At 37.2% G+C, this 12,884-nt stretch carries 13 protein-coding genes and 1 tRNA gene; 12 read left to right on the top strand and 2 right to left on the bottom strand.

The genetic code is table 11. The features are described from left to right. The first annotated feature begins 136 nt into the window (after window positions 1-136). The 11 genes from HYG88_RS06670 to HYG88_RS06620 all read left to right on the top strand — a co-directional run bounded on the left by HYG88_RS06670 (window position 137) and on the right by HYG88_RS06620 (window position 9,419). Window positions 137-829, top strand: coding sequence for a 3'-5' exonuclease (locus HYG88_RS06670; protein WP_178882801.1), 693 nt, complete (start codon window positions 137-139; stop codon window positions 827-829). Window positions 830-969: 140 nt separating this feature from the next. Beyond that, entirely contained in the window at window positions 970-1,542 is a 573-nt protein-coding gene (locus HYG88_RS06665) for a hypothetical protein (RefSeq protein WP_178882800.1), read from the top strand. A 119-nt stretch (window positions 1,543-1,661) separates the two neighbouring features. Further along, window positions 1,662-1,737, top strand: a tRNA-Arg gene (locus tag HYG88_RS06660). A 529-nt stretch (window positions 1,738-2,266) separates the two neighbouring features. Beyond that, complete coding sequence (locus HYG88_RS06655) at window positions 2,267-3,202, top strand: ABC transporter ATP-binding protein (RefSeq protein ID WP_178882799.1); 936 nt, start codon at window positions 2,267-2,269, stop codon at window positions 3,200-3,202. Further along, a complete protein-coding gene (locus HYG88_RS06650; RefSeq protein WP_005159666.1) occupies window positions 3,199-3,972 on the top strand; it encodes an ABC transporter permease in 774 nt (257 codons plus the stop codon). The genes HYG88_RS06655 and HYG88_RS06650 overlap by 4 nt, the downstream gene beginning before the upstream one ends. After that, the gene (queF, locus tag HYG88_RS06645) at window positions 3,969-4,784 is read left to right on the top strand and encodes an NADPH-dependent 7-cyano-7-deazaguanine reductase QueF (protein WP_178882798.1); all 816 of its coding nucleotides are present in this window, start codon (window positions 3,969-3,971) and stop codon (window positions 4,782-4,784) included. The genes HYG88_RS06650 and queF overlap by 4 nt, the downstream gene beginning before the upstream one ends. 33 nt (window positions 4,785-4,817) lie before the next feature. After that, window positions 4,818-5,477 carry a hypothetical protein gene (locus HYG88_RS06640; RefSeq protein WP_087535905.1) on the top strand — a complete coding sequence of 220 codons (660 nt, stop codon included), beginning with the start codon at window positions 4,818-4,820 and terminating at the stop codon, window positions 5,475-5,477. A gap of 242 nt (window positions 5,478-5,719) precedes the next feature. Beyond that, window positions 5,720-6,862, top strand: a complete 1,143-nt coding sequence (gene rodA, locus HYG88_RS06635) for a rod shape-determining protein RodA (RefSeq protein WP_178882797.1) — start codon at window positions 5,720-5,722, stop codon at window positions 6,860-6,862. 19 nt (window positions 6,863-6,881) lie between these two features. Further along, complete coding sequence (gene mltB / locus HYG88_RS06630; protein ID WP_178882796.1) at window positions 6,882-7,883, top strand: lytic murein transglycosylase B; 1,002 nt, start codon at window positions 6,882-6,884, stop codon at window positions 7,881-7,883. A gap of 287 nt (window positions 7,884-8,170) precedes the next feature. After that, window positions 8,171-8,782, top strand: coding sequence for a septal ring lytic transglycosylase RlpA family protein (locus HYG88_RS06625; RefSeq protein ID WP_178882795.1), 612 nt, complete (start codon window positions 8,171-8,173; stop codon window positions 8,780-8,782). Window positions 8,783-8,966: 184 nt separating this feature from the next. Further along, window positions 8,967-9,419 (top strand): DUF962 domain-containing protein, encoded by a 453-nt coding sequence (locus tag HYG88_RS06620; protein ID WP_004662548.1) that lies wholly within the window; start codon window positions 8,967-8,969, stop codon window positions 9,417-9,419. Between the two features lie 40 nt (window positions 9,420-9,459). On the opposite strand, the gene HYG88_RS06615 is transcribed toward HYG88_RS06620, so the two are convergent. Further along, window positions 9,460-9,942 (bottom strand): DUF3465 domain-containing protein, encoded by a 483-nt coding sequence (locus HYG88_RS06615; protein ID WP_178882794.1) that lies wholly within the window; start codon window positions 9,940-9,942, stop codon window positions 9,460-9,462. A gap of 87 nt (window positions 9,943-10,029) precedes the next feature. After that, complete coding sequence (gene sthA / locus HYG88_RS06610) at window positions 10,030-11,445, bottom strand: Si-specific NAD(P)(+) transhydrogenase (protein ID WP_005159656.1); 1,416 nt, start codon at window positions 11,443-11,445, stop codon at window positions 10,030-10,032. A 191-nt stretch (window positions 11,446-11,636) separates the two neighbouring features. Between sthA and lipA the strand changes: the two genes are divergently transcribed. Then, window positions 11,637-12,650 (top strand): lipoyl synthase, encoded by a 1,014-nt coding sequence (lipA, locus tag HYG88_RS06605; protein WP_004662555.1) that lies wholly within the window; start codon window positions 11,637-11,639, stop codon window positions 12,648-12,650. The last annotated feature ends 234 nt before the right edge of the window (window positions 12,651-12,884 follow it).

Genomic DNA, 12,884 nt, shown 5'->3' with positions numbered 1-12,884 from the left:
TGTTTTTTATTTGCGCAATAGACTACTAATTTATTTAAAATCCAATCAATCTAAGCATGATTAAGCACAGCTCATCCTAAATTTCTTGTAAGATAAAAAGTCTGAGAGACTATCCTACCCAATTAGGTTCAACTTTATGCAAGCCATTATTTTAGATACGGAAACACATACATTAAATGGTTTGCCTATAGAAATTGCTTACGCGCCAATTCAAATTGAGCATGGAAAGCTGAGCTTAGATAAGAAAAAGATTTTTGATCAGCTGTATCAAGTTGGTCAACCTATCTCTTATGCCGCGATGGCGGTGCATCACATATTAGAATCAGACCTAGCTGATCAACCTTTTTACAGTGAGTTTCAACTGCCTGAACAAACCCAATATATTATCGGTCATAACGTTGATTACGATATTACAGCTATTGCAAAGTGCGGCGTAGATACATCAAAAATTAAACCAATTTGCACCTTAGCACTTGCACGTCGTGTTTGGGAAAATGCGGAAGCACATAATATTTCAGCCTTAATTTATCTGATCTCCAAGGGGAGTGATAAAGCTAGAGAAATGCTCAAAGGTGCTCATAGAGCTGATGCTGACATTATTTTAACAGCTAATATTTTGATGCATATCATTCATCAATTAAACATTGAAAATATTGAACAGCTTTATATAGCTTCAGAAGAAGCTCGTATTCCGAAGAATATTACTTTTGGTAAACACAAAGGTACTGCGATTCAAGATCTTCCAGCGGATTATATCCAATGGCTTTTACGCCAAGACGATCTTGATCTCTATTTACGTAAGGCATTGGAAACAAAATTAGTTAGATAAGCCCTCTTAGAAAATTTTTTAAATTATTTTCCAGTCATTCCAATCAAGACAATGATATTTAATAAATCGTTAATATTATTGTCATTTTTTAACTTTATCTTAATCTTCATGCTAGATCTTGGGCTTGTGGGGATTAAGAAATGTCTAATTTTTTCAAAACGGAACTCGGGCAAAATGCCCTGCAACAACGTGATAGTGCTTTAACTCCACGGCAGCGTCGTTTATTGCTTTTGATTGATCATGAAGATTTTCAAGAACTTGATCATGGATATAAAGAAAGAATAGCACCTACGGAATTAGTTCAACAACTGATTGATATGGGCTTATTAGCACATCATCAACCTGAATCCATACATATTGAAGAAGAAGTCACATCAGAAGAGAATAATACTTCTACGATAATCTCACACATTCAACCAGATCAAAATAAAAACATATCTAATCCAGCAGAAAATCTTGAAGCAGAAATTATTACCTTAGAAAAACTTCCTTTTATTGAAATCCAACAAGTTATGATTCAAACCTTAACAACTTATTGTGGTTTGATGGCGAGACCATTAATACAAAAAATACAGATAATCAAAAACCTACAGCAATTAAAAGCTTGCCAAATGCAATGGATTACTTTTCTACAAGAATCACGAATTCCGCCAGCACAATTGAATCAAACATTGAAGTTGATTAATTATTCAGTACAGCATTTGCAAACATAATTGAAATATTTTGGCAATTAAAGTTCAAAATCGTTGTTTTAATAAACAATAGATGATATTGATTGCGTCTTTATATTTACCTATATGTATTTTTTGCCTATGATGTGCCACACATGTATGCGCTCATAGCTCAACTGGATAGAGTACAGGTCTCCGAAGCCTGTGGCGTGGGTTCGAGTCCCGCTGAGCGCACCATATTCGTTTTTCAATTCATATCAAAAGCATTGCACAATAAGAACTCTTAATTTAAGTTTATTATCATAACTTCCCATGCTTTCCCAACTATTACCGTAATTGATGCGGTAAAGATTGCGGTAAACCTTAAATTACTCAAAAAAGTTACCGTAAAGATGCCAAAACAAATCGTTGGCTTTTCTCTATTATTAATTAGCTGTATTTATTTAATTACTTTTTTAATAAAAATTCTTCTTTTTCAAAATCAATTTATCGTTAAGTCTTAAGCTAGCAACAAAAGTCTTAAAAGCTACGCTCTATTGCTTACGATTATTTTGATAATCGTACCTATAGTTGATGCGATACTTAAAACCCTAAGATTTTGATAATAAATAAAAAATTTAATATCTGACAGTTTAAAAGTAGATCATTTTACAAGATTATCGAATTAATCGTTCTATTTCTAAAACGCCAGAAACCTATTTTTCTACTTGGTTTATTTTTTCATATCACTCAAAATAGTCGTTCTATTTAACAACGTGAGACGTTCATGACTGATGCTTTGGTGTTGAGCGATTTGTCCAAAACTTATCGTAATGGTTTTCAGGCGTTAAAAGGTATTGATTTGACCGTACCTGAAGGTGAATTTTATGCATTATTAGGTCCTAATGGTGCAGGTAAATCTACAACGATTAGTATCATTAGCTCTTTAACCAAAAAAACATCGGGTACAGTGGAAATCTTTGGGCATAACTTAGATACCCATCCATCCCATGCGAAACAATGTCTTGGTGTTGTTCCTCAAGAGTTTAACTTCGGTCAATTCGAAAAAACTTTCGATATTTTAGTGACACAAGCAGGTTATTACGGCATTCCTAAAAAACATGCTGAACAACGTGCTGAATATTATTTAGAAAAACTCGGTTTATGGGAAAAACGTAATATTCAATCACGTATGCTTTCAGGTGGTATGAAGCGTCGTTTGATGATTGCACGTGCCATGATGCATGAACCTAAGTTGCTTATATTAGATGAGCCGACTGCGGGTGTGGATATTGAGTTACGTCGTTCAATGTGGGATTTTCTCACTCAAATGAATGAAAAAGGTACATCAATTATTTTAACGACACATTATTTAGAAGAAGCTGAGATGCTTTGTCGTCGCATCGCAATTATTGATCGTGGTGTGATTAAAGAAGATACCACCATGAAAGGCTTTCTTAATCAGCTCAATGAAGAATCATTCATCTGTGACCTCGCTGAACCTATTGAAAATTTGCAACTGGATATCATCGGCTTCAAATTTAATTTAATTGATCCAATGACATTAGAAGTCACTATGGATAAAGCCCATAGCATGAATGATTTGTTTTTACTATTACAATCACAAAATATTCAAGTCAGCAGTATGCGCAATAAATCCAATCGTTTGGAAGAATTATTCGTGAAAATGGTCGAGAAGAATCTTGCTGGAGCGAATCAGTGAACTTTAATCAATTAAAAACAGCACTTTGGACTTTGGTTGTTAAAGAAATTCGCCGTTTCATGCGGATATGGCCACAAACTTTGTTACCACCAGCAATCACAATGAGCCTATATTTTGTGATTTTTGGCAACTTAGTTGGGTCACGTATTGGTGAAATGGGCGGCTTTAGCTATATGCAATTTATTGTGCCAGGCTTAATTATGATGGCGGTGATCACGAATAGCTACGCCAACGTTTCTTCAAGCTTCTTTAGTGCTAAATTCCAGAAAAGCATTGAAGAACTCATTATGAGCCCTGTGCCATTACATTTAATTCTTTGGGGTTACGTGATTGGTGGTGTATGTCGCGGTGTATTGGTTGGTCTCATTGTAACCATCATGAGTTTATTCTTTACTCACTTAGAAATTTATAACCTATTCGTGACTATATATACTGTCATTATTACTTCACTATTATTCTCGCTTGGCGGTTTCATCAATGCGGTTTATGCGAAGTCATTTGATGATATCTCTATTATCCCGACTTTTGTATTGACTCCACTTACCTATTTAGGTGGTGTCTTTTATGCGATTAGTGCGCTTAGCCCATTTTGGCAAAATTTATCTTTAGTCAATCCAATTGTATATATGGTCAATGCTTTCCGTTTTGGCATTTTAGGGCACAGTGACGTCAATGTAACGTTCTCACTAAGTATCGTTACCCTATGCTGTGTTGCGCTCTATGCAGTTGCTTATCGTTTATTAGCTCGTGGTTCAGGAATGCGTGAATGAGTGTTGAACATTCTTTATTGGGTAAAGACACCCAATACCCTACTCAATATCAGCCAGAGGTTTTATTTCCAATTTCCCGTGCTGAGTCTCGTCAAGAGTATTTGCATGTTGAAGGCATTACACAAGGTAAAGATTGGTGGCATGTATTTGAAATTTCATGGCTGAATCATCTTGGTTTACCTCAAGTGGCGATTGGTCGTTTAACCTTACCCGCCAACTCCCCCAACTTGATTGAATCAAAGTCACTTAAACTTTATTTCAATAGCATGAACTTTACGCAGTTTGAGTCTAAACAAGCTTTTGTCGAAACGGTTGAACGTGACTTATCCAATGCGGCGGGTGGAAAAGTTGAACTACAATTATTGCAAGTTGATGATTTAGAAATTTCTAAACCGCAAGGGATTTGTATTGATGATCTCATCCCTGAGCGTCTATCTGAGCATCCAGATTCAACTCTATTAAGGTTAGATCCTGCGACCCAAGAAAGTGTTGAAATTGAACTTTACTCTCATCTTTTAAGAAGTAATTGTCCAGTCACAGGACAACCAGATTGGGGTACGATTTTTATTCGTTTTCAAGGTAAAAAACCTTGTTATCGCAGCATATTAGCCTATATTATCTCGTACCGTCAGCACAATGGTTTCCATGAGCAATGTGTCGAGCAAATATTTGCTGATATTTGGCAATTGCTTCAACCTGAAAAGTTGATGGTCTATGCAACCTATACACGCCGTGGAGGCTTGGATATTAACCCATGCCGTGTATCAGACTTGTCATGGATGCCCGAGCCAATTCGCTTGGCGAGACAATAAAACGAATAAATTTGATATAGAGGAAATGTTTCAATGACCAGTTATTTCGGTATTCTTCCATCAGCAGGTTTGAGTCAGGATATTCAACTTGCACAGGCTAGCCGTAACAGTAAAGAACCACAATACCCTTTACGTGACAAAATCTCTTTACAATTGTCGGATGAATTACTAGACAACATGCTGATTAAGCTGGTTCAACAATTTCCGCCAAGTGATAAGCGTGACACTACCGAGAAGCTTGCAACCAAAATCCGTGGCATTGTTGAGACTTTACTTAAACAGTTATTAGGCAAGGCACCAAACGAGCAGGTTCTTGAATCGTTGTCGTTTATGGAAAAAAGCCTGTTTACTGACAATGAGGGTCAACAACGCATTGGTACGGTTCTGCCTGATACGCTGGTCGCTGACATGAAGAAAAGCTTTGCAGAAGTCGCTGCTGGAAATGGCAAGGCACAACGTGATGCATTAACTCAGCAATTTAAAACTTTTGCTGACGCATTGATTCACCACTTCATGACCGAATTTAACAAAACGCTGGGTCTGGGCATGATGAAACGTGGTGTTGCGAGCGTTGCAACCAGTGGTGTCGAAACAGCCGTTCATATTGTGATCAATAAGCTCATCCCAGGTTTGAGCCAAGGTGAACTTGAAGTATTTACAAAACATTTTGATCAGTTATTGGTTCAAAAGTAATTCGCCAAATGATGCAAAAGCGATGGTCATGGAACCATCGCTTTTTATTAGGTGCATGCAATATAACATTTAATATATAATATTGATTTATAATAATTATTTAATATAATTCATAGATAACAGATGATCATTCCAATTATAAACTGGATACTTATAAATCTCACATTTTCTAAATTTGCACGCTCTAAATCCGCATTTATGTTAGCATTCGCGAAGCCTTGATTTACCTGATTTAGAATCACATGTCCCCAAGCTCACAATACAAATTTTTACGTCAAGCACCTCGTGATGGCTTAAGTACAGCTGCACAGCCCTCTCGTTGGCAACAATTGCATATCGATCCTTGGCTTTGTTCTTTTTTGGTTTTAAATGCCTTACTTGGACTCACAGTATTATATAGTGCTTCTGCGCAAGATGTCGGTCTAGTCAGTAAGCAAGCAATGAGCTTTGGGATTGGCTTTATTGTTATGTTTAGTTTGGCTCAAATCCCCCCAAAGGTATATCAGGCATTTTCACCTTATTTTTATGTGTTTGGTGTACTTTCCTTAGTGGCAGTCGTCATTTTTGGCGAAGTCCGTATGGGAGCACAACGTTGGATTGATATCCCTGGCTTCGGCAGTGTGCAACCCAGTGAATTTATGAAGATTGGTATGCCAATGATGATTGCTTGGTTTCTATCACGAAAAGCATTACCTCCGAGCCTTTCACAAGTTGTACTGTCATTGATGTTGATTGTCGTACCTTTTCTACTTATTGCAGAACAGCCTGACTTAGGTACATCACTACTGGTTCTGGCCAGTGGTATTTTCGTACTATTTTTAAGTGGTTTATCTTGGCGACTCATCGCTGCAGCAGCAGGTCTAGCCGCAATTATTATTCCAATTGCTTGGGAATTTTTACTACATGATTATCAACGTCAGCGTGTTCTTACATTATTAGATCCTGAAGCAGATGCTCTTGGCACAGGTTGGAACATTATTCAGTCTAAAACTGCGATTGGCTCAGGAGGATTCTCAGGTAAAGGGTTCTTAGAAGGCACCCAATCTCATCTACATTTCTTACCTGAAGGCCATACCGACTTTATTATTGCCGCTTATTCTGAAGAATTTGGCTTAATTGGCGTGACACTGCTTATTATTCTTTATTGTGCAATTATCTTTAGAACATTCCAAATTGGATTGCAGTGCTTCCATAACTATGGTCGCTTGGTCGCAGGCGCATTTGGTTTGTCATTTTTTGTTTATGTATTTGTAAATGCAGGTATGGTCAGTGGTATTTTACCCGTAGTTGGTGTGCCTTTACCTTTCATGAGTTATGGTGGGACGGCAATTATTACCCTGATGTCTACTTTTGGACTGGTGATGTCTATTCATACACATCGATAATGAGGAATTTTATAAACATATGTTTCTTCCTAATTTAAATAAAACTTTTAAATTGCTTGGTTTGAGTGCCAGTTTATTTGTCAGCAGTAATTGGGCTCAAGCAAATGAATTTTATACACATCCGAATTACTTTGCTTTTAAGCAGAAAGCAATGTCAACTTATAATTTAACGAGTGAACAAATTGATGCAGCCATGAGTGGCGCTAAGGATTTACCTAATATTCTCAATATCATGACTCGCCCAGGTGAAAGTAAACCTTGGTATGAATATCGTTCAATGTTTCTTGTTGATGGCACTATTCAACGCGGGGCAAACTTTAAAAATCAATATCAAGATGCATTGAATCGTGCTGAACAGCAGTTTGGCGTACCTAAAACAGTCATTCTGGGCATTTTAGGTGTAGAAACAGGTTATGGTGCGAATAAGGGCTCTTTCGTCACTAGAGATGCACTTGCGACACTCGCTTTCGGTTATCCTCGTCGAGCAGACTATTTTAGTGATGAATTAGCGGCCTTGATCGCTTGGACTTATAAAGAAGGTTATCCAACAAATAGTATTGTTGGTTCATATGCAGGTGCTATTGGTTATCCGCAATTTATGCCAAGCAATATTCAAAAGTTGGGCGTAGATTATGATGGAAATGGTCACATTGATTTAAGAAATTCAGCAACAGATGCTATTGGCTCTATTGCTAACTATTTAGCTCAACATGGTTGGCAGCGCGATCGACCAATTGGGTTTCCAGCCCGTTACTTAGGCAACAACCCAGATAGTATTATTTCCAAGGATTTAACCCAACCTATTCCCTATGGAGAATTGAAAAGACTAGGGGTTTCCCCTGTTGACCCTTTGGTAAAAATTGATGATTTAGACTTAGTCAATGTCATTCAATTACAAGACCAATTTGGTCCAATTTACTATATTACTTATCCAAATTTCCAAGTGATTACGACTTATAATAAAAGTCGTATGTATGCAACAGCAGTATGGTTATTGGGCACCGAAGTAGCTAGTCGATAGACTAGCTTTTTTATAACATTCTGAAAAGTCAATAAAAAAATAAAGCGAAAAGATCACATATTCAGCAAAAAATATATTTTGTTACAATATTGATTATTTTTTAACCGCAAACTGTAAGTTTTTGCCCTTTTTGTAACTATTAATCGTTAAAGACTAGACACACTTCGTAAGCGATGAATATTATCCACTCAAGTAAAGTAATTGCAAAAGTGAATAATTAGACATGTGCACTATGTTTCAAAGTTGTTTTTTGAAATAGAAAAGCATGTTCTCTAGGAGTTTATACAATGCAGTTTTCGCTAAAATATATTCTAGCGCTGACGGCAGGCTTAAGTTTAAGCCCGTTACATGCGGAAATGGTACAATCGACATCAATGAATAATGATGTGGATGGTTCTAATTTAGCTGCCCGCGTACTAAGCAAAGATTCTCAAAATTTTAATTCGCGTTTTTCAAACGTTAATAGTCTTTCAATCACTGAGCGTTCAGGTGACCAAATCCGTCGCCAAACGATTGCTGCAAAAATCGATATTCCTGAAGACGAGCCTTCAGTGATTGAAAAACTGAATACTGTTGCTTCGAACACAGTTCGTAAATTCAGCCAAAGTGGCGTTGCATCTTGGTATGGACGTCAGTTTCATGGTCGTAAAACAGCAAGCGGTGAAACATTCGATATGAATGGATTAACTGCAGCTCACCGTAGCCTTCCTTTAAACTGTTATATCCGTGTAACAAATAAAGACAACGGCAAGAGTGTTGTAGTAAAAGTAAATGATCGTGGTCCATTCCATGGTAACCGAGTACTAGATTTATCTTATGGTGCTGCAAAGCAACTTGGTATGTCTGGTTCTGGTACTGGTAATGTGAGCATCGAACGAGTTGATGGACCTAGTTCTTAATAACTTAGTTTTACACTCTCCAAAAAAAGCCACCTAGTGTGGCTTTTTTTATTATGAGACAAAAGAATTTAGAAATTACAGTTATTCTTTAGAGCAACATCATATCCGCGAATGATTTTGACCCTTTTTATTTAATTCGTTATATTGAGCAAATAAAAATGAATACAGTAAAGGAAGAATTAACATGAAGTCAATTGATACGTGGTTTGATGAGTATAGTGACAGCCATCAAAATCAAACCAATAAAAAAATTCATTGGGTTTGTGTCCCAGCTATTCTTTTTTCAATTATTGGTATTTTGGCTCATTTTAGCACCCTACTCACCGCTTTGCTTCTTGTACTCACTTTAGTATTTTATGCTCGTTTGGATATTGTTTTGGCTGTTGCAATGGCTGCACTGTTAGCCGTTATGGCATGGCTCATTATTATTTTACCTGTAGGCGTAGGATTCTATATTGGTGTCTTTGTGATAGCTTGGATTGGCCAATTTTATGGTCACAAAGTTGAAGGGAAAAAGCCTTCTTTCTTTAAAGACTTACAATTCCTCCTCATTGGCCCTGTATGGTGCATGGACGCTTATTTAGCTAAAGTCCTACCTAAATGGAAATCTCGTCAGAAATTAGCGCTTACAAGCTGATTGAGAACATACAAATAGAATGAGTGATAAAGGGAAAATATCATTGATATATTTTCCCTTTATATTTTAACCATCCGTCAATATGTTTTCTTTGTGGATCATGATGGGTCCAATGAATCACACCGCCTTTTGGGTTATATTCATATTCACCAAAAAACTCAAGCTGATCACCTTTTTTAAGCCCGTCTATTCTTGGGGCTAAATCAATATTATGTGCAATCAAAACCGTTAAACCATTCTCAAGTTTAAGAATCATTTTCTGATGTTTTGAACCTTGATTGTCATCTGGTAAAACTGCTTTCACAATACCCTGCGCTTGAACTTGAATATTGCTTCTTTGCTGTTGATAAGCCTGCATGATCTTGTTTTGATCATCGACAGAAATATTAGTATCTGAAACTGAAGTTTGTGTGGTGCTGCTAGTAATTCTAGTATTTTGCTTTTCTTTAAAATCGAAACTCAAATAAGCTGCAAGCAACAAAATGATTACTACAAGAATTAGATTATTTATTTTAGTTTTCATCGCAAATTTCCTGACCAAATCCAGATAACAAAATGCCAATCAAGTTGATTGGCATTTAGGTGCTTATCGAACTAAATCCATCGCCATTTAAAACAAACGATTCATACCATTCAAAGCTGCTACACGATATGCTTCTGCCATCGTTGGATAGTTGAATGTCGTTTCAACGAAGTACTTCAACGTATTGTTTGGACTATGCATCACCACTTGCCCAATGTGAATAATCTCTGCCGCATTATTACCAAAGCAGTGAATACCTAGTACTTCTAAAGTATCGCGATGGAACAAGATTTTTAATTCACCGACAGTATCACCCGTAATTTGGGCGCGAGCTAGATGACGGAATGAAGCCTGACCTACTTCATAAGGTACTTTTTCTTCAGTTAATTGCTGCTCGTTCTTACCAATTGAAGAAATTTCTGGGATTGTATAAATACCTGTTGGTACATCTTTAATTGGCTTAACATTTTTCTCACCAACCATATTTGCACCTGCACAACGCCCTTGGTCATAAGCAGCCGATGCAAGTGATGGCCAACCAATAACATCCCCTGCAGCATAGATGTTATCAACTTCAGTTTGGTATTGATCATTGACCATCAGCTGACCACGGTTATTCGGTGTTAGACCGACATTTTCCAAACCAAGACCATCTGTATTACCAGAACGACCATTACACCATAAGATGGCATCAGCTTTAATCTTCTTACCGCTCAGCAAATGTAAAACCACATGATCATCGAAAGTTTCTAAGCGATCAATTTGTTCATTGTGCCGAATCAATACACCTTGCTCTCGCAAGTGATATGACAATGCATCTGCGATTTCATCATCAAGGTAGCTTAAAAGCTTTTGTTGAGTATTGATCAAATCAACTTTATGGTCTAAACCAATGAAAATCGAGGCATATTCGCAACCGATCACACCAGCACCATAAATAATGATTTTTTGAATTGAATAATCCAAATCAAGAATTTTATCTGAATCAAATACACGCGGATGATTGAAATCTAAACCTTGTGGTTGATAAGGACGACTACCTGTTGCAATCACGATTTGCTTACAAATGATCGTATCTTTGATTCCGTCCTGACCAAAAATCAAAACCGTATTTTTATCTTGGATATAAGCACGTCCATGAAACACATCAATTTTGTTGCGATCATAGAAACGTGTATGCGTATCAACTTGCTGTTGAATTACCTTATGTGCATTACGTAGCACTTGTTTCATGGTGAATTGTTTCCACTCACCGACCTTTTGAAACATTGGGTCACGTTGATATCGAATAATACTTGATACTGTTTGACGTAATGCTTTACTCGGAATTGTTCCTACGTGAGCACAATTACCACCAAGTTGATCACGTATATCAACGATCGCTACACGTCTACCTGCTTTAGCTAGCTTCATTGCCGCGCCTTCACCAGCTGGGCCAGAACCGAGAATTACTGCATCAAATTTTACAACATTCCCACCAACGACCTCTTTCTTACGTGGCATTCAAAGCTCCTTTGTCTCTTCGCTGTTTACTTCTATATATATGATAACTAATATGCTATGGCTTGATGTATTTCTCAACCATATATTTTTATATATTTACATTTTCAAAATGAATACCTAATTCGTCCTATAAACCAATAAATTTGACTATAATAATCGAATATCTCAAGCAATAGGTTGTAGAAAATAATATGTCTGAACACCGTAAACCTGAACAGGGCATAAAACTTCGTGGCGCAGAAAAAGTCGCAAGAATTCCTGTAAAAGTTATACCTACGGTTGAAGTGCCTCGTAAACCAGACTGGATTCGCGTCAAAATGACTGCACCTGAAGAGGTTCAGCGTATAAAAACAACTCTACGTTCGCAAAAACTCCATACTGTTTGTGAAGAAGCTGCCTGCCCTAACCTCCCTGAGTGTTTTGGTGGTGGCACTGCTACTTTTATGATCATGGGTGATATTTGTACTCGCCGGTGCCCGTTTTGTGACGTGGCGCATGGTCGGCCAAATGCATTAGACCCTGATGAACCACGCCACATGGCTGAAACCATTTCTAACTTAGGTCTTAAGTATGCAGTGATTACTTCTGTAGACCGTGATGATCTATTAGATGGTGGTGCTCAACACTTTGTGGATTGTATTAAAGAAGCTCGCGCACTCAGTCCAAAAACTTTATTAGAAATTTTAGTTCCAGATTTCCGTGGGCGTATGGATATTGCCTTACGCATCATGACCGAATGTCCACCCGATGTTTTCAATCATAATATCGAGACTGTTCCTCGCTTATACAAAGCAATGCGCCCAGGTTCTGACTATCAACATTCTTTAAATCTTTTAAAAATGTTTAAAGAATACTGTCCTGACGTACCAACGAAATGTGGTTTGATGGTGGGGATTGGTGAAACAGAAGAGGAAGTGATTGCTTTACTCGATGATCTTCGTGCGCACGACGTAGATTACGTGACTATTGGTCAATATCTACAACCTTCTAAACAGCATGCACCTATTGATCGTTTTGTTACACCAGAAGAGTTTGAGCGTTATGCTGAACATGGTCGTAAATTAGGTTTTAGAAATATTTGGTCAGCGCCGATGGTTCGTTCGAGCTATTTCGCAGATCGTCAATATCACGGCGAACCTGTTCCAGCAGTACGACGTAAAGTCGATCCTGCAAAAAAAATCACAGTACAAACTGTCGAAGCGTAAGCAATAAATATATCGAAATCGAGAGAGTTTTAAAATTCTCTCGATTTTTTATTTTTGAGTTTTAAAGATTATATTTTTTCATAACAATTACTTTAATAATTTAGAGTTTCTTAGCTGCCGTGAAGTTGGTGTGAATAATTACAACTCAAAACTAAAATACGAAAAAATCAATTAAAAACACTAGTTTACTTTCAAGCTTGCCCCACTTAATCTAACAAAAGTAAATATAAGATT

Source organism: Acinetobacter sp. SwsAc4, assembly GCF_013391535.1.
GTDB lineage: Bacteria > Pseudomonadota > Gammaproteobacteria > Pseudomonadales > Moraxellaceae > Acinetobacter.
Note: the sequence above shows the minus strand (reverse complement) of the source record. Positions and strands in the feature narration are given on the sequence as shown.

What these genes read in the sequence shown, in the direction of transcription:
- HYG88_RS06670 (WP_178882801.1), top strand. Translation starts at nt 137, where the DNA reads ATGCAAGCCATTATTTTAGATACGGAAACACATACATTAAATGGTTTG.
- HYG88_RS06665 (WP_178882800.1), top strand. Translation starts at nt 970, where the DNA reads ATGTCTAATTTTTTCAAAACGGAACTCGGGCAAAATGCCCTGCAACAA.
- HYG88_RS06655 (WP_178882799.1), top strand. Translation starts at nt 2,267, where the DNA reads ATGACTGATGCTTTGGTGTTGAGCGATTTGTCCAAAACTTATCGTAAT.
- queF (WP_178882798.1), top strand. Translation starts at nt 3,969, where the DNA reads ATGAGTGTTGAACATTCTTTATTGGGTAAAGACACCCAATACCCTACT.
- HYG88_RS06640 (WP_087535905.1), top strand. Translation starts at nt 4,818, where the DNA reads ATGACCAGTTATTTCGGTATTCTTCCATCAGCAGGTTTGAGTCAGGAT.
- rodA (WP_178882797.1), top strand. Translation starts at nt 5,720, where the DNA reads ATGTCCCCAAGCTCACAATACAAATTTTTACGTCAAGCACCTCGTGAT.
- mltB (WP_178882796.1), top strand. Translation starts at nt 6,882, where the DNA reads ATGTTTCTTCCTAATTTAAATAAAACTTTTAAATTGCTTGGTTTGAGT.
- HYG88_RS06625 (WP_178882795.1), top strand. Translation starts at nt 8,171, where the DNA reads ATGCAGTTTTCGCTAAAATATATTCTAGCGCTGACGGCAGGCTTAAGT.
- HYG88_RS06620 (WP_004662548.1), top strand. Translation starts at nt 8,967, where the DNA reads ATGAAGTCAATTGATACGTGGTTTGATGAGTATAGTGACAGCCATCAA.
- HYG88_RS06615 (WP_178882794.1), bottom strand. Translation starts at nt 9,942, where the DNA reads ATGAAAACTAAAATAAATAATCTAATTCTTGTAGTAATCATTTTGTTG.
- sthA (WP_005159656.1), bottom strand. Translation starts at nt 11,445, where the DNA reads ATGCCACGTAAGAAAGAGGTCGTTGGTGGGAATGTTGTAAAATTTGAT.
- lipA (WP_004662555.1), top strand. Translation starts at nt 11,637, where the DNA reads ATGTCTGAACACCGTAAACCTGAACAGGGCATAAAACTTCGTGGCGCA.